Genomic DNA, 25,426 nt, shown 5'->3' with positions numbered 1-25,426 from the left:
TTGAAGGAATGAACCCTATGAGAATCGCCGTCCTTGGAACCGGAATGGTCGGCCGTGTCCTCGCCGCACGCCTGGCAGGCCTCGGGCACGACGTCGTGATCGGCACCCGAGACCCCGAGGCGACCCTGGCCCGTACGCAGGCCGGCACCATGGGTACCCCGCCCTACGCTCGATGGCAGACCGACCACCCCGACGTGCGCCTGCTGGCCTTCCCTGACGCCGGCGCGCACGCCGAGGTCGTCCTCAACGCCACTCAAGGAGCGGTAGCACTGGACGCGCTGCACGCGGTCGGCGCGGACACCCTGGCCGGCAAGGTGCTGCTCGACCTCGCCCTGCCCCTGGACTTCTCCCAGGGCATGCCGCCCACACTGACCGTGGCGAACACCGACAGCCTCGGCGAGCAGGTCCAGCACGCCTTCCCCGAGACGAAGGTCGTCAAGTCCCTCACCACCGTGTTCTGCGAAGTCATGGTCGACCCGGCCCGCATCCCCGGCGAGCACAACATCTTCGTCGCCGGGAACGACGACGAAGCGAAGAAGACCGTCGAGGGCATCCTCGAACAGTTCGGCTGGCCTACCGGATCGATCCTCGACCTCGGCGACATCACCGGTGCTCGAGCCGTCGAGATGTACTCCCGGCTGTTCTTCACCCTCGCCGGGAGGATCGGCTCCTTGGAGCTGAACATCAACGTCGTCCGCGGCACCCACTAGAGCCGGGGGTGTGTTCAGCGCCCGCGAGGACTGACCACTGAGCCCAGCCTGCCGCCACCGCGAACCGCCGTGCCGTGGCAACCCGCGCGAGGGATCCTGACGCTCCGGGATCGCCGCGCTGGAGTCAAGCGCCGGCCCTTTCTGCTGCACGAGACGGCTCAAGGAGCCATGCCGCTCGACCTGTCACAGGAATCCGAAGGCACCTGGACGTGGTTCGCCCTCATCGCGCCCGTCCTCGAAGCGTTGAACACCGGAGCACCAGTAGTCTTCGACGAGCTCGATGCGAGCCTGCATCCGGTCCTGTCGGCCGAGCTGATCAAGATCTTCCACGACCAGCGCACCAACCCCCGCGGCGCCCAACTGATCTTCTCCACTCATGACACGAGCCTGCTGACCCACCTCAATCGCGACGAGGTCTGGCTGACCCAGAAGCGTCCCGACGGCTCGACCGAGCTCGGAGCCCTCGCGGACTTCGCCGGCGAGCGGGTCCGCAAGTCGGCGAATCTGGAGTCTGCGTACCTGCATGGCCGGTACGGAGCGATCCCTGAGATCGACCCGACCCGGTTGCGCTCGCTCGGGCTCGCGGGCTGAGCCGGCGATGGGGCGAAAGCAGTCGCTGTCGCGCACCAGCGCAAGGAAGCAGCCACGCCGCGTCCTGGTTGTGTGGACCGAAGGCGAGGTCACTGAACCGGCATACAGCAGGCGAGTGACGGTGATGTCGACGAGATCTGGTGCCTCATGGACGTCGAGGCGCCTCGACAGCATCCCCGGCTGTCCGAGACAGTCGCGTTGGCCGCACCGCACTCCAAGGTCCACCTTGCGTTCTCGAACCCGTGCTTCGAAGCCTGGTTGCTGCTCCACGACCGCGACCTTGATGCTTTCCTCACCACCGCCGACGCAGTGAAGGCAGCGCAGGCGTTGGACGGAGTCAACGGCAAGCATGTCGACGCTGGACAGTTCGTTGCGCGCCGCGCCGCCGCGTCCATGTGAGCACAGAAACTGAGGCGGCGGCGAGAGAAGGACGGCGCCGTATTTCCCGATGACAACCCGTCGAGTGACGTGGACCTGTTCCTCGCAGCTGTCGAAGGCGCTTCCTGACAACGTGCGCGTAGAGACTCGACCTGGGAGGTAGCCGGCGAGGTGTGCCAATCCTGGACCATGGCATCAACGTCGACGAGATCCCGGAGCCGCACCGGCTGGCCGAGCGCGGCTGGTGACAGCCCGCGCTCGCGACTGACGGAGAGGCCCCGCGGACAATCGTGTCCGCGGGGCCCCTCTTTTTCCGTAGCGTTGCAGAACAGCGGCTTAGACCCTGCAGAACAGCGACTTACGAAACGCCAGACTACAACTTTCACGATCTGCGGCATGCAACTTTCGGAACGTTGCGTAGGCAGATTTCGGGGACCGGGTCCATCGCAACCTGATCCGAGTTCTACCAGGGCGACGGCACGTAGTCCTTGAGGAAGCAGCCGTACAGGTCCGTCCCGGCCTCGCCCTGGACGATCGGGTCGTAGACGCGGGCGGCGCCGTCCACCAGGTCGAGGGGCGCGTGCCAGCCCTCTGCGGCGATCCGCAGCTTCTCCTGGTGCGGGCGCTCGTCAGTGATCCACCCGGTGTCCACCGCGGTCATCAGTACCCGGTCCTTCTCGAACATCTCCGCAGCGGAGGTCCGGGTCAGCATGTTGAGTGCGGCCTTGGCCATGTTGGTGTGCGGGTGTCCCGCGGACTTGTACCGGCGGGAGAACTGCCCCTCCATCGCCGAGACGTTGACGACGTACCCGCGCCGCGCCTTGGACGTCGCGGCGCGCATCGCGGGCCGCAGCCGCGAGATCAGCAGGAACGGCGCGATCGCGTTGCAGAGCTGGACCTCCAGGAGCTCCAGCGGGTCGACCTCGTCCACGACCTGGGTCCACGAGTTGGTCGTCTGCAGGTCGGGGAGCAGCCCGCCGGCGTCGACGGCTGTGCCGGCCAGGTGGGCGTCCAGGGAGGCCGACCCCGCCCGGAGCGCCAGCGCGGTCAGGGACGCCGCGCTGTGCATCGCGACGGCGTCGTCCTGCGACTGCCCCTCGTGATGGGCGACCGACAGGGCGGTCAGCGCCCCCGCGATCGCAGCGGGGTGCGCCTCCGAGATGTGGTCGAACGTGACCATCTCCGGCGCTACCAGCCCGTGAGGAAGCGGGGCGACCGGCGTCGACTCGCCCGTGACGAGCTGCGAGTACGACCCCGGGGACCGGCGGACCGTCTGGCAGGCGTTGTTGACCAGGATGTCGAGCGGGCCCGCCGCGGCGACGTCGTCGGCCAGGGCGATCACCTGGGTGGGGTCGCGCAGGTCGATCCCGACGATCTTGAGCCGGTGAAGCCAGTCGGCGGCGTCGGGCATCGCCGAGAAGCGGCGCACCGCGTCCTTCGGGAAGCGGGTGGTGATGGTGAGGTGGGCGCCGTCGCGCAGCAGGCGCAACGCGATGTACATGCCGATCTTCGCCCGGCCCCCGGTGAGCAGGGCTCGGCGGCCGGTCAGGTCCGTGCGCTGGTCGCGCCGCACGTGGCTCTTCGCGGCGCAGTCGGGGCACAGCCCGTGGTAGAACGAGTCGACCAGCGTGTAGTCCGCCTTGCAGATGTAGCAGGCGCGGGCGGTGCGCAGCTCCCCGGCGAACGCCCCCGTCGTGTTCGAGACCAGCGGGATGCCGGCGGTCTCGTCGTCGATCCGCGCCGCCGAACCGGTCGCCGTCCGCTCGATGACGCTCCGGTCGTGCGCCTGGATCTCATCGCGGACCGCGGCCTTGCGGGACTTCTTGAGCAGCTTCCACATGTAACCGGTCGCCCGTTTGACCGTCTGGACGTCGGGATGGTTGGGGTCGAGGTCCTTGAGGCTGCCCAGCACCCGAAGGGTGGTAGCGAGCTCGTCCGGGTCGATCCCCGCGTTCGTTGGCACGCCGTAGGGTACCCGCCGCCCGGGCCGGAACCCCAGTCGGAGCACTGTCGCTGCCTGCCCGACGGCGTCCCGCGCGGCCCACGAACCCGCCACGTTAATCCTTTAGGTTCGTTGCCCGGCGCCGCCCTCCGACCGGACAGTCATGACGCGCCCCGGCCCGCCGAGGCGTCGGCCATGTGCACCGACCAAGGAAGGCGGCCCGCCATGCACGGGATGCACGGGATGCACCGAGACCCAGCGGCTCCGAGGAGTCCAAGGAGTCCGAGACGACGGCGGCGCATAGCCGCGACGACCGCGACGCTCACCGTCGCGGCCCTGGCGACGATCGGCATGATGGCGCCCGCGAGCGCCGGCCTGCCGGGCGTCACCCCGGAGGACGACGGCGGCGGGGCGACCGTGGCAGCGCCGCTCGCGGTGGCCGGTGAGTACACCGACCGGTTCCTCGAGATGTACGAGAAGCTCCACGACCCGGCGAACGGCTACTTCTCGCCGCAGGGGATCCCGTACCACGCAGCAGAGACGCTGATGGTCGAGGCCCCGGACTACGGGCACGAGACGACGTCGGAGGCGTACAGCTTCTGGCTCTGGCTGGAGGCGTCGTACGGGCAGGTCACGGGGGACTGGGACCCGTTCAACCATGCCTGGGACACGCTCGAGGACAACATGATCCCGACCACGGAGAACCAGCCGACGAACGGCGCCTACAACCCGGCGGACCCGGCGACGTACGCCCCCGAGCACGACCATCCGAGCCAGTACCCGTCACAGCTCGACACCGGTGTGTCCGTCGGCTCGGACCCGATCGGCTCCGAGCTGCGGCAGACCTACGGCACGTCCGAGGTCTACGGCATGCACTGGCTCTCCGACGTCGACAACATCTACGGCTTCGGCGCGGCGCCTGGCTCGTCGACCCTGCAGGGGCCCAACCACCCAGGCCCCTCGTACATCAACACGTTCCAGCGGGGTCCGCAGGAGTCGGTGTGGGAGACCATCCCGCAGCCGTCGATCGACGACTTCTCCTACGGCGGGCCCAACGGCTACCTCGACCTGTTCACGGGCGACGCGAGCTACGCGAAGCAGTGGAAGTACACCAACGCACCGGACGCCGACGCCCGGGCCATCGAGGCCGTGTACTGGGCCAAGCAGTTCGCCGAGGCGCAGGGCGCCGGCGGCGAGATCGCCGGCACGGTCGACAAGGCGTCCAAGATGGGCGACTACCTGCGCTACTCGCTGTTCGACAAGTACTTCAAGGAGATCGGCTGCGAGTCGACGTCGTGCCCCGCGGGCAGCGGCCGGAGCTCGGCGCACTACCTGCTGTCCTGGTACTACGCCTGGGGCGGCGCGCTGGACACGTCCGGCCCGTGGGCCTGGCGCATCGGGTCGTCGCACGCGCACTTCGGCTACCAGAACCCGCTCGCGGCGCATGCGCTGTCGACGGACCCGGACCTGGTCCCGGCGTCACCGACCGCGCAGGACGACTGGTCGGAGAGCCTGGACCGGCAGATCGAGTTCTTCCAGTGGCTGCAGTCCGACGAGGGCGGGATCGCCGGCGGCGCGACCAACAGCGTCGGCGGCCGCTACGCCGCTCACCCAGCAGGCACCAGCACGTTCTACGACATGGTCTACGACGAGGACCCGGTCTACGAGGACCCGCCGTCGAACCAGTGGATCGGCATGCAGGGCTGGGGCATGGAACGGATCGCGCAGCTCTACCACGAGACGGGCGACGCGCGGGCCGAGGCCATCCTGGAGAAGTGGGTGCCGTGGGTACTGTCGGAGATCACCGTCACCGGCACCTCCTGGGCGGTGCCGTCCACGCTGTCGTGGTCCGGCCAGCCCGACACGTGGAACCCGGCCAACCCGGGCAGCAACTCTGGGCTGCACGTCGAGGTGACGGACCACGGGCAGGACGTCGGCGTCGCGGGCGCTCTCGCCCGCACGCTGATCTACTACGCGGCGGCCTCGGGCGACCAGGCCGCTGACGACACCGCCAAGGCCCTGCTCGACGCCATGTGGACCCAGGACAGCGACGCCCTGGGCGTCGGCACGGTGGAGACCCGCACGGACTACGGCCGGTTCGACGACGAGCTCACCCCCGGCGGGAACGGCACCTACGTGCCGCCGGGCTGGTCGGGCACGAACCCGAACGGCGACCAGGTCGAGCCCGGGGTGTCGTTCCTCGACATCCGGTCGTTCTACCAGGACGACCCGATGTTCCCCGAGGTCCAGGAGTACCTGGACGGCGGCGCCGCGCCGCAGTTCACCTACCACCGGTTCTGGGCCCAGGTCGCCGTCGCGACGGCGATGGCCGACTACGACCGGCTCCTGGGCGACGGCGTCGGCGAGCCGGACACGCAGGCGCCGACGGCGCCGACCGGCCTCCGGGTCACCGGCACGACGGCGAGCTCCGTCTCCCTGACGTGGGCCGCCGCCACGGACGACGTGGGCGTGACGGGTTACGAGGTGCTGCGGGGCGGCGCGGTAGTGGGCCGTTCGAGCACGACGTCGTACACCGAGTCGGGCCTGGACCCGGAGACGGCGTACGGGTACACGGTGCGGGCGTACGACGCCGCGCGCAACGTCTCGCCACCGTCCGGCGCGGTCACGGCGACCACCGACGACGGCCCGATCGGGCAGCCGGGTGGCTGCACCGGCTCGCTGACCGTCGTGAACCAATGGAGCGGCGGCTTCCAGGCGGCCGTCCGGATCACCGCGGGCAGCGCCGCGATCGGCGGCTGGACCGCGAGGTTCAACCTGGCGCCGGCGTCGTTCACGCAGGGCTGGAACGGGCGGTTCAGCACGTCGGGCTCGGCGGTGACGGTTTCCGACGTCGACTGGAACGGGTCGCTGGCTGCCGGCGCGTCTACCGAGGTGGGGTTCACCGGGAACGGCACCGCGCCGTCGTCGGTGCCGGTGACCTGTACGGCTGACTGAGCGGAGCAGGTGAGGCAGATCGTTGACGGAGGGGCCCGCGGATATCGTGTCCGCGGGCCCTTCCGTCTCGCTTCAATTCATCCTGGTCTGTGTGTCCATGTTGTCCGTAACATCACCCGCAGGCTCGCTGGCTGCGGTGGGACGGCGGCTCAGGGCAGGCGTCCGATCCCACCGGAGCGTGAGGGAGTTCCGATGGGGTTGTTCGGTCGCGGCAAGGCGAAGGACCCGTACGGGCGCGAGGCACTGATCGCCCAGAACGAGGCGATGGTCGCAAAGGCAGGAGCCGCCGCGGAGCGGGAGGCGGCCGCCGGACGATGGGCTGACGCCCTCACCTTCAGCGACATCTCGTTGCAGGCCGTCCTGATGTTGGCGCGGTTCGAGCCCGGAGACCCCCGGCACGTCCACGGCGAGGCCGCCACGTTGTACTTCCACGCGTCGGTCCTCGGCCGCAACGGGCGCGTCGACGAGGCGATCGCCGCGGCCGACCGTGCGGCGGAGCTCTACCGACGGCTACAGCCCCACAACCCCGGGAAGTACAACCAGCTCGTCGCCGACGCCGACGGGCGGGCCGAGCGGTGGCGCGCCGAGCTCGCCGGGGATGCGGCGCCTGCGGTGGAAGCGCCCGCCGTCGCCGCGCCCGAGGAAGACGTCGCCGACACCTACGACTCCGCCGCTGAGATCCTCGGCGACGTCGCCCTCCGCCTCCTGGATGAGAGTCCGTTGAGTCCCGAGGAGGCGCGTGGGCTGTTGGCGATCGGCATCGCCCCGGTGGGTGCGGATTCCACGCACGCAAGGCGGGCACGGTTCCACAACACGATCGCGGACCGCCTGAGCGTGGAGGACCCCGACGATGACTGGACCGTCGAGCGGCTCCGGGGGCATGCGCACGACTTCTTCGTCAAGAGCTCCGAGGCGCAGGAGACGGAGATGCGGACCGGCATCGGCGACTACGGGCTGGAATGGGCGCGGACCCTGCTCTTCCTGGCGAAGGGTGAGCGCGAGTCGGCGGACGCCGACGACACGTACTTGCTCGAGGAGTACTGCGGGTGGCTCGCCGGGGTGCTGGGACAGCTGAGGCCGTACACGATCGTCGACGGTCCGACGGCGGAGCTCGTACAAGAGGCGGACGCGTTCCTCCAGGAGGTCGGCGACTGGTGAACGGTAGGCCTGGCACTACCCCTGAATGACCCGTTGCCGTCGATGACCGTGCCCGTGCCCCGATGATCTTGTGGGGGCATGACACTTCTGAAGACCCGCGCGAGCGGGCTCCTGGTTTTCCTCGGCCTCGCGTTCGGCTTTGCCTGGCTGGGCATGGTCGGCGCCTGGGCGCTCGGCTACTCGTTGGTGAACCCGCTGGTGCAGCTGCCGTTCGCATTCGCGCCGGCGCTCGCGGCCTTCGTCGTGCGGCGGTGGGTGACCGGCGAGGGGTTCGCGGACGCCGGGCTGCGGTTGCGGCTGCGCGAGGCGTGGCCGCAGTACCTCATGGCGTGGCTGGGCCCGGCCGCTCTCGTCGCGGCCACCGCCGCCGTGGCCGCGCTGTTCGGCGTGCGCCTCGCCCCGCTGGACGGCCAGATCGCTGGTCTGCCCGGCTGGGCGCTGGTCGCGGTGCTGCTGCTCGTCGTGCCCCTGCTCACGCCGATCTACTGGGGCGAGGAGTTCGGCTGGACCGGCTACCTACGGCAACGGGTGTTCGTCGGCCGGCCCGTGGCGGCGACCCTCGCCACCGGTCTGATCTGGGCGGTCTGGCACTACCCGCTCGCGTTCGTCGGATACATCGAGTTCGACAACGTCGTGGTGGGCCTGGCGGTGTGGACGGTGTCGTTCGTCTGCCAGGAGATCGTGCTGAGCTGGCTCCGGGTGCGCAGCGACAGCGTGTGGACGGCGAGCCTCGCCCACGCCGGGAACAACATGGTGCTTGCCCTGCTGGTCGGGTTCCTGCTGGTAGACGTGGACGTCACTATGGTCACGGTGTACATCACGATCCCGGTCGCAGGGCTCGCCGCCTGGGTGCTGGCGACGGGCCGGCTCGCCCCGCTGCCGGACGTGGACGGTCGCGTCAATGCAGAGGAACTGGCAGCGTCGACCAGTTCGCTGGGCTGATCAGCGCAGCGGGACGATCCCCGTCCGGCCCTCCCACGTGCCATGCTCCGCGAGCGGGCGGAAGCGGAACGTCGCGAACTCGTGGTGGAAGTCGCGGCGCCGGCGTTCGACCATCGCGTCGGCGTGCCGCCGGTCCGCGGGGACGCCGGAGCGGCCGTGCACCATCGACTCCATCTCGCGCACGGTGCGCCACACGGAGAACGTGGAGATCGTGTGCGGCGGCCGGAAGGCGGCCAGGGCGAGCGTGGTGCCGGGGTGGTCGCGCACCTGACGTTCGACGGGCTTGCCCCAGCGCAGGAACCGGGGCACCTCGAGCAGCCGCATCCGCGCGACGGTCACCGCGACCACCGGTTCCTCCTGGTCCCAGTCGCCGGTCCGGGCTGGCAGCCCCGGCAGGGCCGCCAGCCGGGACCAGCGGCGCAGGTACTCCAGGCGCACGTGCCAGCCGGTCGCCAGGTGGCGGCCGAGGACGTCGTCGGACAGGAAACGGTCCACGGCGTCCTCGTCGCGCCACTGCGCGAAGACCGCCATCCGTCGTAGCTGCAACCGGTCCAGGGAGACGGTGGGTGCCCCCAGACGCATGAGGGCCAGGCACTCGGCGTGGTCCAGTCCGGGCGTGGTGGTGCCCGACGGCGGCCGTAGCAGCGCGCGCGCCGTCACGGCGGCCGGCAGCTCGGCGAGATGGAACGTGTGGATCATCGGGTGTGCTCCATCTTGTAGTGGAGACGCATCATCCAGGTGCGCCACATCCGCAGCTCGTGGTCGGTGCGGAGCACCCCGTACGGGTCGCAGTACAGGCGGAAGGTCTCGTGGAGCGGGACGCGCGCCGCGAAGTCCCGCCCGCCGTCGTGCACGACGACGTACGCGCCGTCCTCCCCGAACCGTCCCGGGGGCGACTCCAGGACGAGCCAGCCCTCTTCGGTGACGGCGGGGCGCAGGAACACCTGGACGTTGCCGGACTCGAGCGGGAACGCGACGTGGACGCTCGGCCGTGCCGCGCCGGGGAGGCGGCGCGTCGAGTAGCAGCCGCTGAACACGTAGCGGCCCGACGGCCGGAGTGTCCGCAGCCAGGCGGCGCCCACCTGCTCGCCGTCCCGGTCGCGGATCACGCGGACCTTGCTGTCCATGCCGTGCGCGACGTCGAGCGGACGCATCGGGAGAGACAGCTGCTCCACCCGGCGGGCGAACACCCGCGCGATCAGCTCGCCGGCGGGCCAGAACAGCGGCGACCAGCCGGTCCACACCTCCATGTGCCAGGCGGCGGTGTGCTCGTAGAAGTCCCGGACCCGCGGATCCAGCCGGGAGGCGTCGAACCCGGGACCGTCGAGGACCGTCATCGCGGAGAGCAGGCCGGGTGCGGGGCCGGGTGCCGGGCCTGCTGACGGCTCCGCGGGTGCGACGTCGGCGTCCACCGTGCCTCCGTGGTGCGCGGCCTCGGCGGCGAGCCAGCCGTCCCCGACCGTGGAGGAGCGGCTCATCGGGGCGCGCAACCAGGAGTGGTCCGTCGCGAGATCGATGGGCCTGCCGACCAGACGCCAGAACTTCCGGGACCCGAGGTCCAGCAGATGGTTCACGATGACGCATTCTTGCAGGGTTCTGGCGGCGCATCGCCGATGGTCGGTTACGGTCAGGGCGTGCTGCTGCCTGAATCGTCGGTGCCCGGGGCGGATCTGCCCGTCCGGGCCGTGCTGCCTGCCACGGTCGACGCGGTGCGGTCGCGCGGGACCGCGGTGCTCGTCGCGCCGCCCGGGTCGGGGAAGACCTCGCTGCTGCCGCTCGCGCTGGCCGACGCGCTCGAGGGCACGATCATCGTCGCCGAGCCGCGCAGGATGGCGACCCGCGCGGCCGCGACCCGGCTGGCGATGCTGGTCGGCGAACCGCTCGGGCAGCGCATCGGCTACGCCATGCGCGGCGAACGCAGCGGCGGCAAGGGGCTCCGCGTCGAAGTGGTGACCACGGGGCTCCTCGTCCGGCGTCTGCAGCGGGACCCGGAGCTGCCGGGCGTCGCCGCGATAGTGATCGACGAGTGCCACGAGCGCCACCTCGACGCCGACCTGCTGCTCGCGCTCGCGATCGACGTCCGGGCGAACCTTCGCGAGGACCTGGCGATCGTCGCGACGTCGGCCACGGCGGACACCGTCAGGCTGAGCCGCGCACTGGGCACGGACGTCCCCGCGCCCGTGATCACGGCGTCCGCCGCGCTGTTCGACGTCGCGGTCGAGTGGACCCCGCCGCCGGTCCCCGTGCCGCTGCTGCCCGGAGGGCGGGTGGACCCACGCCTGCTGGACCACGTCGCCGCCGTCGTGCGGCGGGCACTGACCGAGAACGAGGGCGACATCCTCGTGTTCGTCCCGGGGGAGGGGGAGATCAACGGGGTGACCCGCCGGCTGGCCGACCAGAACGTCCTGCCGTTGTTCGGCCGCCAGTCACGGGCCGAGCAGGACCGCGCCCTGGCGCCGTCCGCCACCCGCCGGATAGTGGTCACGACGTCGGTCGCGGAGAGCTCGCTCACCGTGCCAGGGGTCCGGGTCGTCGTCGACGCGGGTCTGGCCCGGGAGCCGCGGACCGACCAGTCCCGTGGCCTCGGCGCGCTGGTCACCTGCCGGGTCTCGAAGTCGTCGGCCGACCAGCGCGCGGGCCGCGCCGGGCGGGAGGCGCCCGGCCGGGTCTACCGGTGCTGGTCGGCTACCGACCACGGCCGGCTCGACGACCACGCGGCGCCCGAGATCGCGATCGCCGACCTGGCGGGCTTCGCCCTCGACCTCGCGGCCTGGGGCGCGCCCGCTGGTGCCGGGCTGACCCTGCTCGACGCGCCGCCGGTGCCCGCGATGACCGCCGCTACCGAGCTGCTGCACCGCATCGACGCCACCGACGACGACGGCCGGATCACCGAGCGAGGCCGGCGGATGACGGCGATCGGGGCGCACCCTCGCCTTGCCCGCGCGCTGCTGGACGGGACGCCGCGGGTCGGCGCCGACCGGGCGCACGAGATCGTCGCGATGCTCTCGGACGACTCAGGGCGCAGCTTCGGCGACGATCTGCCGGCCCGCTGGCGGGCCCTGCGCCGGGGTGAGGACCGCGGAGCGACGGCCCGCTGGCGCGAGGAGGCGAAGCGGCTCGGCCGAGGCACGACCGGCGACCCGCAGGCCGGTCGGGGGACGCGCGGAGTACCCGACGACCTCGCCGTGGGGATCGTGGTGGGGCTGGCCTATCCGGACCGGATCGCGCGGGTCCGGGGGACCGACTCGGCGACCTACCAGATGTCCGGCGGCACGGGCGCCGCGCTGGATCCGCAGTCGCCGTTGCGGACCACTACCTGGCTGGCGATCGCGGTCGCCGACCGGGCGCCCGGTCGCGCCGACGCCAGGATCCGTTCCGCGGCGCCGATCGACGAGCTTACGGCGCGAGACGTCGCAGGCGACCTCCTCTCGACCACCGACCAGATCCGCTGGGACGACGGCCGGATCGTGACGCGGCGCGTCGAGGCGCTCGGCGCGATAGTGCTGGCTGATGTCCCGCTGGCGAAGCCAGACCCCCTGCTCGTCCAGGCCGCCGTCCGCGACGGCATCCGGCGCAGCGGGCTGTCCGTGCTGCGCTGGTCGGAGGCCGCGCTCGCCCTGCGGGAGCGGCTCGCGTTCTGCCACGCCCATCTGGGTGCCCCGTGGCCCGCCGTCGACGACGAGGCGCTGCTGGCCGACCTCGACGGATGGCTGGGGACCGAGCTCGCTTCGGTGCGCGGCGCGCGCGACCTCGCCCGCATCGACGTCGCCTCGGCCCTGAGGCGGCTGCTGCCCTGGCCCGCAGCGGGCCGGTTCGGCGAGCTCGCGCCGGAACGGCTGCGGGTCCCGTCGGGCTCCGAGGTCCGGCTCGCGTACGACGGCGTCGAGCCGCCGGTCCTCGCGGTGAAGCTGCAGGAGGTCTTCGGCTGGACCGCCACGCCGGCCGTCGCGGACGGTCGCGTCCCCGTCGTCCTGCACCTGCTGTCGCCCGCACAACGCCCGGTCGCGATCACCAGCGACCTCGCCTCCTTCTGGAAGAAGGTCTATCCCCAGGTCCGAGCCGACCTGCGGGCCCGCTACCCTCGCCATCCGTGGCCGGAGGACCCGCTGACCGCCGCCCCGACGAAACGCGTCAAGCCTCGCCAGTGAATGCTCGGGACCGCTCCCGAGCCTGACCTGTAAAACTGAGCAGTGGATCCATGACCCGGAGGAAGGGGCGTCCATGAGGCTTCGATACGCAGCGCTCGCGGCTGTTGTGCTCGGGCTGGCGGCCTGTGGCGGACCCGGCCCGGAGCCGAGCGGCCCGTCCGTGGCGACCAGCCCGTCCTCGGGGACGGCGTCCACGGTGCCCGACGACGAGCCGGTCGCCGCGGCGGACGGCACCGACTACGAGGCCTGCTTCGACGCCAACTGTGAGGTGGTCGTCGAGGCGGGGACCGCGATCGAGCTGGACGAGAATCTCGGCTGGGGGATGCCGGCAGGTCTGGATATCGACGGCTGGAACCTGCTGACCGTGGACGACATCGCCGACGGATCCGTCGGCCTGACGCTCTCGGGAGACGGCGCGTCGAGCGGGGGCAGCACGGCCACGATCATCACCGCGGACGGCACTCAGTTCTACCTGAACGGGTTGCTGGTCGACGCCGTCGAGGCACCCGACGGCCAGGCCGTGCTCAGCCTGAGGTGGGGCTGACGGCGCTCCGGTTATCCTGACCCGCATGTCCATCACCTCCGCCCTCGGGGACGACTGGGTCCCGGCACCGGACGGTATCCGGGAGCGTTCGGCGGCTCGCGTCATCCTGCTGGACGCCGAGGGCCGGGTCCTCGTGGTGCGTTCGCACGACGTGAACCAGCCCGAACGGTCCTGGTGGTTCACGGTGGGCGGCGGCATCGACGCGGGGGAGACCCCCGAGCAGGCAGCGCTGCGGGAGATCCACGAGGAGGTGGGCATCACGCTCGACGCGGGCGACCTGGTCGGTCCGGTGCTCACACGGACGGGCATCTTCGAGTTCTTCGCCGAGACGTGCCGCCAGCACGAGGTCTTCTACTTCGCGCGGACGCCGGAGGCGGTGGAGATGACGGACGTCGGCTGGACCCCCGCGGAACGCGAGCTGCTCGACGAGCTGGCCTGGCTGACGGCGGCGGAGCTGCGCGACCAGCCGCTGGAGGTGTTCCCGCCCGAGCTGCCCGACGTCGTCGACCACCTGGTGGCGGGCTGGGACGGGCAGGTCCGGCACCTGGGCGAGCAGTTCGACGACTGAGCTGACCGCTGGAGGCCTGGGTCAGAATGTAGACGCACGTCTACATTCTGTCTACGATGCTGTCATGAAGACAGTTGGCGCTCGCGAGCTGAAGCAGAACCCACACACTGTGATCCAGCACGTCCTGGAAACCGGAGACGAGTACGAGATCACTAGTTACGGCCGTCCGACCGGGGTGCGAATCGTCCCGGACGTCAGGTCTCCTCGCCGCTGGGTTCCGGGGAACAGCCTTGCGGACATCCCGCCGATGAGTCCGCGCAACGCAGCCGCGTGGCGCACGGACATCGAGAGCGCGATGGACGACGAGGTCAGTGACCCCTGGGGGCAGCCGTGATCCTGCTCGACACGAACATCCTGATCGATCTCGATCTGTACGTGTTCGACCCGCGCGAGGAATACGGCGCCAGCATCCTGTCCAGGGCCGAGCTCGAGTTCGGCATCCAAGCGGCCAGAAACCCGCACGACGCCGGCGAGCGGACCCGTCGAATCAACAGTCTTGACCAGCGATTCGCCTGGGTCGAGCTCGACATCGAGTCGACTCGCTCGTACGGCATCGTCGCGGCGGGAGCGCGAGCGACCGGGGCGAAGGTCCGCAGCAAGGACGCCCTCATCGCGGCCCAGGCGCACCGGCACGGAGCCGCGGTGATGACGGCGAACACCGATGACTTCAAGCCTTTCGATCACCTTGTCGAGGTCATCGCTCCCGTTCGCCGGGAAGCTTGAGGCCGATCGACCTTCGTCGTCCGGTCGGTAGAAGACCGGTCCTCGGGCGACTGCCGCGGCGCCGTAGAATGAACAGTTGTGAGTACACCGACCATCGGCGTCCTCGCCCTGCAGGGCGACGTCCGTGAGCACCTGACCGCCCTGCAGTCCGTGGGCGCGCACGCCGTGTCCGTCCGGCGTCCCGCCGAGCTGGCCGCCGTCGACGGGCTCGTGCTCCCCGGCGGGGAGTCCACGACCATCGACAAGCTGCTGCGCATCTTCGAGCTGCGCGACCTGCTGCAGGCCCGGATCAAGGAGGGCCTGCCGGTGTACGGCTCGTGCGCCGGGATGATCCTGCTCGCCGACCGGATCCTGGACGGCACCGCCGACCAGCAGACCGTCGGCGGCATGGACGTCGTCGTGCGGCGCAACGCGTTCGGGCGGCAGGTCGACTCCTTCGAGACCGACCTCGACCTCGTCGGCATCTCCGACGGCGGCCCGGTGCGCACCGCGTTCATCCGCGCCCCCTGGATCGAGGAGGCCGGGCGCGACGTCGAGGTGCTGGCACGGATTCCCGCTGTGGATACGCAGGGCCGTCCCGTGGCGGCCGCCGGTAGGATCGTCGCAGCACGGCAGGGTCCGCTGCTCGCCACCGCATTCCACCCCGAGATCACGGGGGACACGCGGGTGCACGGGTTGTTCGTCGGCATGGTTGCGGGCGGCTGAGCGCTTTCCCCGCTACCGTTCGACCCTGTATCGAAGCCCCGAAGTCATTAGAGCCATCGGAAATGCAAGGAGTCAGGTAGAGGCATGTCAGGTCACTCAAAGTGGGCCACGACCAAGCACAAGAAGGCCGCGATCGACGCCAAGCGCGGCAAGCTCTTCGCGAAGCTGATCAAGAACATCGAGGTCGCGGCGCGCACCGGTGGCGGCGACCTCGCCGGTAACCCGACGCTGTTCGACGCGGTGCAGAAGGCGAAGAAGTCGTCAGTGCCGAACGACAACATCGAGCGCGCACTGAAGCGTGGTTCGGGCGAGGGCGCCGACGCCGTCGACTACCAGACGATCATGTACGAGGGCTACGGCACCAACGGCATCGCCGTCCTCGTCGAGTGCCTCACGGACAACAAGAACCGCGCCGCCTCCGAGGTGCGTCTCGCGTTCAGCCGCAACGGCGGCAACCTCGCCGACCCGGGTTCGGTGTCGTACCTGTTCTCCCGCAAGGGTCTGATCGTGGTCCCGAAGGCCGACGGCGTGGGCGAGGACGAGGTCATGCTCGCCGCGCTCGACGCCGGCGCCGAGGACGTGACGGACCAGGGCGAGGTCATCGAGGTCCTGACCGAGGCCACCGACCTGGTGTCGGTGCGTACGGCCATCCAGGAGGCGGGCATCGAGTACGACTCCGCCGACGTGATCTTCCACCCCTCCATGCAGGTAGAGGTGGACGTCGAGGGTGCCCGCAAGATCATGCGCCTCATCGACGCGCTCGAGGACAGTGACGACGTGCAGAGCGTCTTCGCGAACTTCGACGCGAGCGACGAGGTCATGGCCGCCCTCGACGAAGAGGAGTGACGGCTCTGCCTGTCTGACTGCGTTGCTGGTCGAGCCTGTCGAGACCCCGCCCGGCGCCATGAGAACCTGACGCCATGCGCGTTCTAGGGGTCGACCCCGGCCTGACCAGGTGCGGAATCGGTGTGGTCGACTCCCTGCCCGGGCGCCGGGCACGGATGGTCGCGGTCGGGGTGATCCGCTCCGAGCCGGACCTGTCCACCGACCTGCGGCTGCTCAAGATCGCCGAGGGCCTGGACATGTGGCTCGACGAGCACGTGCCCGACGTCGTCGCGGTCGAGCGGGTGTTCGCGCAGCACAACGTCAGCACGGTGATGGGGACCGCCCAGGCGGCGGGCCTGGCCATGGTGGCAGCGGCCCGCCGGGGCGTGCCGGTCGCCATGCACACGCCGTCGGAGGTGAAGGCGGCGGTGACCGGTTCCGGCCGCGCCGACAAGGCCCAGGTGACCACGATGATCACCCGCATCCTCGACCTCGACGAGGCACCGCGGCCCGCCGACGCCGCCGATGCGCTGGCCCTCGCCGTCTGCCACCTGTGGCGCCCCGCCGGCGCACTGCAGGGCGGCGACCGGCACGAGCTCACCCCGGCGCAGCGCGCCTGGGCCGCCGCGGAGCAGGCAGCGAAGCAGGCAGCGAAGCAGCGCCCCCGCCGCTAGCAGTGCTGCAGTCGCGGGCCGGCGGCGTGGTGTGGGGGGACCGGGTGGTCCGGCTTGTTAGGGTCGTCGCACGACTGTTCGAGTGGGTCTCGACGAAACTGGATCATCGAGGCCCCCATCCACGACCCGAGAAGGGGGACCCCGTGATCGCCTCGCTGACGGGAACCGTGGCCCATGTGGGCCTGGACCGCGCGGTGGTCGACGTCGGCGGCGTCGGCTATCTCGTGCACGCCACGCCCACCACGCTGGCCACGCTGCGCGTCGGCGAGACGGCCGGCGTCGCGACGAGCATGGTGGTCCGCGAGGACTCGATGACGCTGTACGGGTTCGGCGACCCCGACGAGCGCGACGTGTTCGAGGTGGTGCAGACGGTGTCCGGCGTCGGGCCGCGCCTGGCGCTCGCGATGCTCGCGGTGCACACCCCGGACGCGCTGCGCCGGGCGGTCGCGGGTGAGGACCTCGCCGCGCTGACCCGCGTCCCTGGCATCGGCAGGAAGGGCGCGCAGCGCATAGTTCTCGAGCTGGGGGACCGGCTCGGGCCGCCGTCCGGGGCGCTCGCGGGCCCGGGCTCGGTCGAGCCCGCCGCGAACGTGGGCGACCACTCCGAGCGTGTGGTCGAGGCCCTGGCGGGACTCGGCTGGCCCGCCAAGCAGGCCGACGACGCCGTGGCGAAGGTCCTCGCCGACGCCGGGACCGACGCGATAGCGGCCGACGAGGTAGCGACCACGCTCCGTGCCGCGCTCCGCCTGCTGGGAGGACACCGTGGCTGAGGTCTCGGCAGGCTCGACCACCGGCGCGGGCTTCACCACGGGCATGGACCCGGAGACCGGGAGCGGCTCGGCCGGTGAGCGCAGCCGTATCGTCGCGCCGAGCGCCGACGAGATCGAGCGGGCCGCCGAGGCCGCGCTCCGGCCCAAGCGGCTCGAAGACTTCGTCGGCCAGCGGGTGGTGCGCGACCAGCTCTCCCTCGTGCTGCAGGCAGCGATCGCGCGCGGCAACCCGCCCGACCACGTGCTCCTGTCCGGCCCGCCCGGCCTCGGCAAGACGACCCTGGCGATGATCATCTCGGGCGAGCTGGACGCGCACATGCGGCTCACCAGCGGGCCCGCGATCCAGCACGCCGGAGACCTCGCCGCCGTCCTCTCCTCGCTGGAGGAGGGAGACGTGCTGTTCATCGACGAGATCCACCGCCTGGCCCGCCCCGCCGAGGAGCTCCTGTACGTCGCGATGGAGGACTTCCGGGTCGACGTCATCGTCGGCAAGGGCGCGGGCGCCTCGGCGATCCCGCTGGCACTGCCGCGGTTCACCGTCGTCGGCGCGACCACCCGCTCCGGCCTGCTGCCCGCCCCGCTCCGGGACCGCTTCGGCTTCACCGGGCACATGGACTACTACTCGCCCGAGGAGCTGGAGCGCGTCATCCTGCGCTCCTCCGGGCTGCTCGGCGTACACCTGGAGCACGCGGCGGCGCACGAGATCGCCGGCCGCTCCCGCGGCACCCCCCGCATCGCCAACCGGCTGCTGCGCCGCGTGCGCGACTGGGCGCAGGTGCGCGGCGACGGACGCCTCGACCTGCACGCCGCGCGGTCCGCGCTCGAGGTCTACGAGGTCGACCCCATCGGCCTGGACCGCCTCGACCGCGCGGTCCTCACCGCGCTGTGCACCCGGTTCGGCGGCGGGCCCGTCGGGCTCAGCACGCTCGCCATGACCGTGGGCGAGGAGGCCGAGACGGTGGAGACCGTCGCCGAGCCCTACCTGGTGCGCGAGGGCCTGATCGGACGTACTCCGCGGGGCCGCGTGGCGACCCCCGCGGCGTGGGAACACCTGGGGCTCACGCCTCCCGCGCAGTCGCTCCCGGGAACTTTGCCCGGGCCCTGACGTTGATCACGTGGCGTCCCTCGCGGGGCACCCGAGGATCCGGCCCCGGCACTACACTGGGTTGGATCCTCGTCGTACGCACGCGACATACGAGCGCTGCTCATCCGACACCGCAATCGAACAGGGACCCTTACCGTGGAAATGCTCATTCTCGTCGCGATCCTCCTCGTGGTGATGTTCTTCATGTCCTCCCGTACCCGCAAGCAGCAGCGCGAGGCCGCGGAGTTCCGAAACAACCTCACGGTCGGGACCAAGGTCATGACCGCGTCCGGCATGATCGGGACCGTCCTCGACGTCGATGACGCGAACGACCAGGTGACCATCGAGTCCTTCCCGGGCAGCCCCACCACGTGGCTCCGCGCCGCGATCTCGAAGAAGATCGAGGAGCCCCTCGCCGACGACGCGGACACCGACGACGAGGCCGATGAGTCCGAAGTCACAACGGACGGCGAAACGGCAAGTACGATCAGCCCCGACACGAAGGACGTTCCCGACGACCTGTCTGAGCTGGACACCGCCAAGCGCGAGTACCAGGAGCAGCAGCGACGGGACGCCGACGCAGACGGTAAGTGACGGCCGCGCCGTCCGGTAACCCCGGACGGCGCCGAACCCGCACCGGACGTACCCCGGTGCGCACACGAGAAGAGACAGACGTTGGCGACTGACACCCGGCGCTCGCGGCCGGTTCGCACGATCGTGCTCCTGACGATCTTGACGATCCTGCTGCCCTTCGGCGCCCTCTTGGCTGGTTGGCAGTTCGACGGTAAGTCGAACGACAATCCTGACGGAGCGAGCCTGGCCCCTGGCCTGGCCCTTGACCTGCAGGGCGGCACCCAGGTCGTCCTGGAGGCCGTTACCTCCGACGGATCCGAGATCACCCCGGAGGCGATGGAAGAGGCCATCGGTGTCATCCGGCAGCGTGTCGACGCCAACGGCGTCACCGAGGCCGAGATCGCGAGCCAGGGCGACGACCAGATCGTCGTCGAGATCCCCGGCAAGGTGGACCCGGCGACCGTCGCGCTGATCTCGCAGGCGGCGCAGATGAAGTTCCGCCCGGTCCTGACGATCGGCAGCCCGGTCGCGACGGTGCAGCCCTCGGCGAGCCCCTCCGCGTCCGGCGACGGTGCCGACGCGGCCGCGGGCGACGACGCCGCAGCCGATGACGCCGCAGCCGCCGAGCCGACCAAGGAGGAGATCGCCGAGCAGGAGAAGGCGATCAAGGCGGCGACGGACCCGTCCGACCTGGCGCAGATCACGCCGTCGGTCCAGGCCGCGTTCGACGCGCTCGACTGCACCGACCCGAAGAACCTCCAGGGCGGCGGGGGTGACAACCCGAACCTGCTGCTCGTCACGTGCGACCAGACCGGTGCGGCCAAGTACGTCCTCGGCCCCGTCGAGGTGGACGGCACCGACCTGACCTCGGCCACCTCCGGCCTGCAGCCGGGCGGGAACGGCGCCGTCTCGAACGTCTGGGGTGTCAACCTCGACTTCAACGGCGAGGGCACAACGAAGTTCCGCGAGACCACGACGCGCCTGACGCCGCTGGAGCCGCCGCGCAACCAGTTCGCCATCGTGCTGGACGGTCTGGTCGTCTCCGCACCGAGCAGCAACGCGGCGATCACGAACGGGCAGGCCAGCATCTCCGGCTCCTTCACCCGCGACACGGCCGCCACGCTGGCCAACCAGCTGAGCTTCGGTTCGCTCCCGCTCACCTTCGAGGTCCAGGGGCAGAACACGATCTCGGCCACGCTGGGCTCCGAGCAGCTGCAGCGTGGTCTGTTCGCCGGTCTGATCGGTCTGGCGCTGGTCGTCGTCTACTCGCTGTTCCAGTACCGCACGCTCGGTCTGCTGACCGTCCTGTCGCTGGTCGTGGCCGGTGCGATGACCTACGTGGTGATCGCGCTCCTGAGCTGGGGAATGGGCTACCGCCTCTCCCTGCCGGGTATCGCCGGTCTGATCGTTGCCATCGGTTTCACGGCGGACTCGTTCATCGTGTACTTCGAACGTATCCGTGACGAGCTACGTGACGGGCGCACCCTGCGGCTCGCCGTCCAGCGCGGCTGGCTCCGTGCGCGCCGCACCATCTACGCGGCCAAGGCAGTGAACCTGCTCTCCGCGGTGATCCTGTACTTCATGACCGTCGGCGGGGTGCGCGGCTTCGCGTTCACGCTGGGTCTGACCACGATCATCGACGTCATGGTGGTCATCTGGTTCACCCACCCGGTCATGGAGCTTCTCGCCAAGGTGCCGTTCTTCCGTGACGGACACAAGGCGTCGGGCCTCTCGGCCGACCGGCTGGACGTCGCGCCGCGGTACCGGGGCGCCGGGCAGTTCTCCGGTCCGCAGTCCGCCGTCGCCGACGCCCCCGTCGCCGACGCCCCGGACCGGGAGCGTGAGCTGGTCTCGGCACAGTCCGTGAGCAAGGCGCCCCGCGTCGCCGAGGACGGCCGCAGGATGACTATCGCTGAGCGGCGTGCCGCCGAGCGCAAGGCTGCCGCCGAAGCGGCTCAGAACGAGGAGAAGCACTGATGGCTCGCGGCGGTTTCGCCCAGTGGGGCAACGACCTCTACACGGGGCGTCGGTCCTACCCCATCATCCAGAAGAGGCGCGTCTGGTTCTCGATCGTCGGCCTCTTCTCGGTCGCGTCGATCCTTGTGCTCGTGTTCCAGGGCCTGAACCTCGGTATCGACTTCCGTGGTGGGTCCGAGTTCACCGTCTCGGGCACGTCCAACACGGACCAGGACCTTGCGATCGACACGGTCGCCGAGGTGGTGCCCGGTCATGAGCCGCACGTCACCCAGGTCGGCCCGAACGGCGTCCGGGTCCAGGTATCGCAGCTGAACAACGACCAGACCACCGAGCTCCAGAACGCGCTCGGCGAGGCCTACGGCGTGGAGCCGTCGGAGGTCACGGCGAACTTCATCGGCCCCACCTGGGGTCAGTCGGTGAGCATGCGGGCCCTCTGGGGCACCGTCGTGTTCGTCATCGCGGCGGCGGTCTTCATGGCCATCTACTTCCGGGCCTGGCGCATGTCGGTGGCGGCCATCGTCGCGATGCTCCTGGACGTCCTGGTCTCGGCCGGTGTGTACGCGCTGATCGGCTGGGAGGTCACGCCGTCGACGATCATCGGCTTCCTGACCATCCTTGGCTTCTCGCTCTACGACAAGATGGTCGTCTTCGACAAGGTCCGCGAGAACTCCGTGGCCCTGACCGAGCAGACGCGCAGCACCTACGCCGAGCGCGCCAACCTCGCGGTGAACCAGACGCTGGTCCGGTCCATCAACACCTCGGTGGTGGCGCTGCTGCCGGTGGCGGGCATCCTCTTCGTCGGTGGCTTCCTCCTGGGTGCCGGCACGCTGAAGGACATCTCGCTGTCGCTGTTCGTGGGTATCGCGGTGGGCGCGACGTCGTCCATCTTCCTCGCCACGCCGCTGGACGTGGCGCTGCGTGAGGGCGAGCCCAAGATCGCCGCGCACACCAAGAAGGTCATGGACCTGCGTGCGGGTCTCGTGGCGGAGGGTGCCGACGAGAGCATGCTGGCCGCCGCGGCGTCCGGTTCCGCGCAGCTCGTGCCCGGTCATCACCAGGGACATACCGCTCAGCCCAAGCGTCGCCGGTAGGCTCCGCTTCGTGGCAGACGACATGACCGACGTCGCCCTCTCCGGCTTGCTGCCGGAGAGGGCGACGCGCGTTCGCGACCTGATCGTGGACGTCCCAGACTTTCCCTCGCCGGGCATCCTCTTCAAGGACATCACCCCGCTCCTGGCCGACGCCGAAGGGCTGGCCGACGTGATCGAGGCGTTCACCCGCCTGGCTCTGGCCGACGGCGTGGACGTGGTCGCGGGTATGGAGGCCCGCGGCTTCCTGCTCGGTACCCCCGTGGCCCACGCGCTCGGCCTGGGGTTCCTGCCCCTGCGGAAGGCAGGCAAGCTTCCGCCGCCCACGGAGAGCGTGTCGTACGACCTGGAGTACGGCTCGGCGACCATCGAGCTGCGCTCGGGAACACTCACCCCCGGTGCGCGTGTTCTCATCATCGACGACGTTCTCGCCACGGGTGGTACCGCGGCGGCGGCCGCACAGCTGGTGGAGCAGTGCGGGGGAGTGGTGGCAGGACTGGCGTTCCTGCTCGAGCTGGAAGCACTCCACGGCCGGGACAGGCTTCAGGGCCATAACGTCGATACTCTCCTGCGGGTAGGCACGACGTTTCGGTGACTGAGCCGTACGGACGGGGAATAGAGGTCCAGGGCTAGACTGGCGACTCCGGGTTCAACCCGGGGAAGGAGGCGCGTACATGGCTGAGAACACGGTGTCACGCGCTCCCGTGCCCGAGAAGAATCCGCCGACGCCGCCCGGTGGCAACCGGATGCGGAACCGGCTGGTGCGTCTCGGTGTGCGCAGCGTGAGTGGTGGTGGTTCACCCGCGGCGATCGAGCCGCTGCTGCAGGCCATCCGCAGCAATCATCCCAAGGCCGACGTCGCGCTGATCGAGCGTGCGTACGTGGTCGCCGAGAAGGCGCACCGCGGCCAGATGCGCAAGAGCGGCGACCCGTACATCACGCACCCCGTCGCCGTCTCCACGATCCTCGCGGAGCTCGGCTTCGAGGGCACGACGATCGCCGCCGCGCTGCTGCACGACACCGTCGAGGACACCGACTACTCGCTGGACTCGTTGCGCGGCGACTTCGGCGACGACGTCGCGCTGCTGGTGGACGGCGTCACCAAGCTGGACAAGGTGAAGTACGGCGACGCGGCGCAGGCCGAGACCGTGCGCAAGATGGTCGTGGCGATGGCCAAGGACATCCGCGTGCTGGTCATCAAGCTGGCCGACCGCCTGCACAACGCCCGCACCTGGAAGTACGTCCCGTCCAAGTCGGCGGAGCGCAAGGCGCGCGAGACCGTCGAGATCTACGCGCCCCTGGCCCACCGGCTGGGCATGAACACGATCAAGTGGGAGCTGGAGGACCTGTCCTTCCAGGCCCTCTACCCCAAGGTGTACGACGAGATAGTCCACCTCGTCGCCGAGCGGGCCCCCGCGCGCGAGGAGTACCTCGGCGTGGTGCGCGGCCAGATCGAGTCGGACCTGCGCAGCGCCAAGATCAAGGCGACCGTGACGGGCCGCCCGAAGCACTACTACTCGATCTACCAGAAGATGATCGTGCGCGGTCACGACTTCGCGGAGATCTACGACCTGGTCGGCACGCGCGTCCTCGTGGACACCGTGCGCGACTGTTATGCGGCGCTCGGCGCCATGCATGCGCGGTGGAACCCGGTCCCCGGCCGGTTCAAGGACTACATCGCGATGCCGAAGTTCAACATGTACCAGTCGCTGCACACGACGGTGATCGGCCCGGGCGGCAAGCCCGTCGAGATCCAGATCCGCACGCACGACATGCACCGGCGCGCCGAGTACGGCGTCGCGGCGCACTGGAAGTACAAGGAGAAGACGCCGGCCGGCGTCGCGAACGGCGACCCGAAGAACCAGGACATGGCCTGGCTGCGCCAGCTCGTGGACTGGCAGCGCGAGACCGCCGACCCGGCCGAGTTCCTCGACTCGCTGCGGTTCGAGATCGGCGGCGACGAGGTCTACGTCTTCACGCCAAAGGGCATGGCGATGGCGCTGCCGGGCGGCGCCACGCCCGTCGACTTCGCGTACGCCGTCCACACCGAGGTCGGCCACCGCACCATGGGCGCCCGTGTGAACGGCCGCCTGGTGCCGCTCGACTCGCCGCTGGAGAACGGCGACGTCGTCGACGTCCTCACGTCGAAGTCGGAGACGGCGGGGCCGAGCCGGGACTGGCTCGGGTTCGTGAAGTCGCCGCGGGCGCGGAACAAGATCCGCCAGTGGTTCACCAAGGAGCGCCGCGAGGAGGCCGTCGAGACCGGCAAGGACTCGATAGCGAAGGCGATGCGCAAGCAGGGCCTGCCGATCCAGCGCCTCATGTCGCACGAGACCCTGCTCGGGGTCGCGGACGAGATGAACTACCAGGACGTCACCGGCCTGTACGCGGCCGTCGGCGAAGGGCTGATCTCCGCGAACAACGTGGTGGACAAGCTCGTCAAGGCGCTCGGTGGCGCGGACGGCGCCGAGGAGGACATGGCCGAGGCGGCCCGGCCCGGCGGCCTCACCGCCCGGCGCGTGCGCTCGGGCGACCCGGGCGTCATGCTCAAGGGCTCCGACTCCGCCGACGTGTGGGTCAAGCTCGCCAAGTGCTGCACGCCGGTGCCGGGCGACGACATCGTCGGCTTCGTCACCCGTGGCCAGGGCGTGAGCGTGCACCGTTCGGACTGCGTGAACCTGGACGGCCTGCGCAAGCAGCCGGAGCGTCTCGTCGAGGTCGAGTGGACGCAGGGCGCCAACACGATGTTCCTGGTCCAGATCCAGGTAGAGGCGCTCGACCGGTCCCGGCTCCTGTCGGACGTGACCCGCGTGCTGTCCGAGAACCACGTCAACATCCTGTCGGCGTTCGTCTCGACGTCGGACGACCGGCTCGCGGTCTCCCGGTTCATCTTCGAGATGGCGGAGCCCGCACACCTCGCGACGGTGCTCGCGGCGGTCCGGAAGGTCGAGGGAGTGTTCGACGTGCACCGCATCACCGGTACCAAGCCGGTGGAGCGGCCGCAGCTGCCGGTCTGACGGCGTTCGCCGGCCGAGCTGCCTTCGCTGGTCGAGCCTGTCGAGACCGAACCA

24 protein-coding genes are annotated in these 25,426 nt (G+C 70.4%); 21 read left to right on the top strand and 3 right to left on the bottom strand.

The genetic code is table 11. The features are described 5' to 3' along the window. The first annotated feature begins 17 nt into the window (after nucleotides 1–17). The 3 genes from AB0F70_RS01530 (at nucleotide 18) to AB0F70_RS01520 (ending at nucleotide 1,700) form a co-directional block, all read left to right on the top strand. Nucleotides 18–710: an NAD(P)-binding domain-containing protein gene (locus AB0F70_RS01530; protein ID WP_357442732.1), complete on the top strand. Its 693-nt coding sequence runs from the start codon at nucleotides 18–20 to the stop codon at nucleotides 708–710. A gap of 69 nt (nucleotides 711–779) precedes the next feature. After that, nucleotides 780–1,301, top strand: coding sequence for an ATP-binding protein (locus AB0F70_RS01525; protein ID WP_357442730.1), 522 nt, complete (start codon nucleotides 780–782; stop codon nucleotides 1,299–1,301). 102 nt (nucleotides 1,302–1,403) lie between these two features. Next, entirely contained in the window at nucleotides 1,404–1,700 is a 297-nt protein-coding gene (locus AB0F70_RS01520) for an RloB family protein (protein WP_357443579.1), read from the top strand. Nucleotides 1,701–2,142: 442 nt separating this feature from the next. On the opposite strand, the gene AB0F70_RS01515 is transcribed toward AB0F70_RS01520, so the two are convergent. After that, complete coding sequence (locus AB0F70_RS01515; RefSeq protein ID WP_357443577.1) at nucleotides 2,143–3,642, bottom strand: SDR family NAD(P)-dependent oxidoreductase; 1,500 nt, start codon at nucleotides 3,640–3,642, stop codon at nucleotides 2,143–2,145. A gap of 333 nt (nucleotides 3,643–3,975) precedes the next feature. On the opposite strand from AB0F70_RS01515, the gene AB0F70_RS01510 reads away from it, so the two are divergent. From AB0F70_RS01510 to AB0F70_RS01500, 3 genes are all read left to right on the top strand, one after another. Beyond that, on the top strand, nucleotides 3,976–6,576 hold the full coding sequence (locus AB0F70_RS01510) for a glycoside hydrolase family 48 protein (RefSeq protein ID WP_357442728.1): 2,601 nt from the start codon (nucleotides 3,976–3,978) through the stop codon (nucleotides 6,574–6,576). Between the two features lie 192 nt (nucleotides 6,577–6,768). Further along, entirely contained in the window at nucleotides 6,769–7,734 is a 966-nt protein-coding gene (locus AB0F70_RS01505) for a hypothetical protein (RefSeq protein WP_357442726.1), read from the top strand. A 78-nt stretch (nucleotides 7,735–7,812) separates the two neighbouring features. After that, complete coding sequence (locus tag AB0F70_RS01500; RefSeq protein WP_357442724.1) at nucleotides 7,813–8,676, top strand: CPBP family intramembrane glutamic endopeptidase; 864 nt, start codon at nucleotides 7,813–7,815, stop codon at nucleotides 8,674–8,676. On the opposite strand, the gene AB0F70_RS01495 is transcribed toward AB0F70_RS01500, so the two are convergent. Together AB0F70_RS01495 and AB0F70_RS01490 are read right to left on the bottom strand one after the other, a co-directional pair. Continuing rightward, nucleotides 8,677–9,375 (bottom strand): hypothetical protein, encoded by a 699-nt coding sequence (locus tag AB0F70_RS01495; protein ID WP_357442722.1) that lies wholly within the window; start codon nucleotides 9,373–9,375, stop codon nucleotides 8,677–8,679. Beyond that, complete coding sequence (locus AB0F70_RS01490; RefSeq protein WP_357442720.1) at nucleotides 9,372–10,250, bottom strand: hypothetical protein; 879 nt, start codon at nucleotides 10,248–10,250, stop codon at nucleotides 9,372–9,374. Before AB0F70_RS01490 ends, AB0F70_RS01495 begins: the two co-directional genes overlap by 4 nt. Before the next feature lie 60 nt (nucleotides 10,251–10,310). Here AB0F70_RS01490 and hrpB point away from each other — a divergent pair, with 60 nt between their 5' ends. The 15 genes from hrpB to AB0F70_RS01415 all read left to right on the top strand — a co-directional run bounded on the left by hrpB (nucleotide 10,311) and on the right by AB0F70_RS01415 (nucleotide 25,372). Further along, nucleotides 10,311–12,824 carry an ATP-dependent helicase HrpB gene (gene hrpB, locus AB0F70_RS01485; RefSeq protein ID WP_357442718.1) on the top strand — a complete coding sequence of 838 codons (2,514 nt, stop codon included), beginning with the start codon at nucleotides 10,311–10,313 and terminating at the stop codon, nucleotides 12,822–12,824. Between the two features lie 73 nt (nucleotides 12,825–12,897). Beyond that, nucleotides 12,898–13,368, top strand: coding sequence for a hypothetical protein (locus tag AB0F70_RS01480; protein ID WP_357442716.1), 471 nt, complete (start codon nucleotides 12,898–12,900; stop codon nucleotides 13,366–13,368). 25 nt (nucleotides 13,369–13,393) lie between these two features. Continuing rightward, a complete protein-coding gene (locus tag AB0F70_RS01475) occupies nucleotides 13,394–13,936 on the top strand; it encodes an NUDIX domain-containing protein (RefSeq protein WP_357442714.1) in 543 nt (180 codons plus the stop codon). A gap of 64 nt (nucleotides 13,937–14,000) precedes the next feature. Then, complete coding sequence (locus tag AB0F70_RS01470) at nucleotides 14,001–14,270, top strand: hypothetical protein (protein WP_357442713.1); 270 nt, start codon at nucleotides 14,001–14,003, stop codon at nucleotides 14,268–14,270. Next, entirely contained in the window at nucleotides 14,267–14,659 is a 393-nt protein-coding gene (locus tag AB0F70_RS01465) for a PIN domain-containing protein (protein ID WP_357442711.1), read from the top strand. The genes AB0F70_RS01470 and AB0F70_RS01465 overlap by 4 nt, the downstream gene beginning before the upstream one ends. Nucleotides 14,660–14,737: 78 nt before the next feature. Then, on the top strand, nucleotides 14,738–15,364 hold the full coding sequence (gene pdxT / locus AB0F70_RS01460; protein ID WP_357442709.1) for a pyridoxal 5'-phosphate synthase glutaminase subunit PdxT: 627 nt from the start codon (nucleotides 14,738–14,740) through the stop codon (nucleotides 15,362–15,364). 84 nt (nucleotides 15,365–15,448) lie between these two features. Next, nucleotides 15,449–16,210, top strand: coding sequence for a YebC/PmpR family DNA-binding transcriptional regulator (locus AB0F70_RS01455; RefSeq protein WP_357442707.1), 762 nt, complete (start codon nucleotides 15,449–15,451; stop codon nucleotides 16,208–16,210). 74 nt (nucleotides 16,211–16,284) lie between these two features. Beyond that, nucleotides 16,285–16,863, top strand: a complete 579-nt coding sequence (gene ruvC / locus AB0F70_RS01450) for a crossover junction endodeoxyribonuclease RuvC (RefSeq protein WP_357442706.1) — start codon at nucleotides 16,285–16,287, stop codon at nucleotides 16,861–16,863. 143 nt (nucleotides 16,864–17,006) lie between these two features. Then, entirely contained in the window at nucleotides 17,007–17,633 is a 627-nt protein-coding gene (ruvA, locus tag AB0F70_RS01445; RefSeq protein ID WP_357442704.1) for a Holliday junction branch migration protein RuvA, read from the top strand. Between the two features lie 43 nt (nucleotides 17,634–17,676). Continuing rightward, nucleotides 17,677–18,738, top strand: coding sequence for a Holliday junction branch migration DNA helicase RuvB (gene ruvB / locus AB0F70_RS01440; RefSeq protein ID WP_357443575.1), 1,062 nt, complete (start codon nucleotides 17,677–17,679; stop codon nucleotides 18,736–18,738). A 141-nt stretch (nucleotides 18,739–18,879) separates the two neighbouring features. Continuing rightward, nucleotides 18,880–19,311: a preprotein translocase subunit YajC gene (gene yajC, locus AB0F70_RS01435; RefSeq protein WP_357443573.1), complete on the top strand. Its 432-nt coding sequence runs from the start codon at nucleotides 18,880–18,882 to the stop codon at nucleotides 19,309–19,311. An 81-nt stretch (nucleotides 19,312–19,392) separates the two neighbouring features. Further along, on the top strand, nucleotides 19,393–21,267 hold the full coding sequence (gene secD, locus AB0F70_RS01430) for a protein translocase subunit SecD (protein WP_357442702.1): 1,875 nt from the start codon (nucleotides 19,393–19,395) through the stop codon (nucleotides 21,265–21,267). Then, nucleotides 21,267–22,358 carry a protein translocase subunit SecF gene (secF, locus tag AB0F70_RS01425; protein ID WP_357442700.1) on the top strand — a complete coding sequence of 364 codons (1,092 nt, stop codon included), beginning with the start codon at nucleotides 21,267–21,269 and terminating at the stop codon, nucleotides 22,356–22,358. Before secD ends, secF begins: the two co-directional genes overlap by 1 nt. Nucleotides 22,359–22,380: 22 nt before the next feature. Then, nucleotides 22,381–22,950: an adenine phosphoribosyltransferase gene (locus AB0F70_RS01420; protein WP_357443571.1), complete on the top strand. Its 570-nt coding sequence runs from the start codon at nucleotides 22,381–22,383 to the stop codon at nucleotides 22,948–22,950. Nucleotides 22,951–23,029: 79 nt separating this feature from the next. After that, entirely contained in the window at nucleotides 23,030–25,372 is a 2,343-nt protein-coding gene (locus AB0F70_RS01415; protein ID WP_357442698.1) for a bifunctional (p)ppGpp synthetase/guanosine-3',5'-bis(diphosphate) 3'-pyrophosphohydrolase, read from the top strand. The last annotated feature ends 54 nt before the right edge of the window (nucleotides 25,373–25,426 follow it).

Origin of the sequence: Promicromonospora sp. NPDC023805, assembly GCF_040639635.1 — a bacterium.
Classification (GTDB): domain Bacteria; phylum Actinomycetota; class Actinomycetes; order Actinomycetales; family Cellulomonadaceae; genus Promicromonospora.
This window is presented reverse-complemented; position numbering and strand designations above follow the sequence as displayed.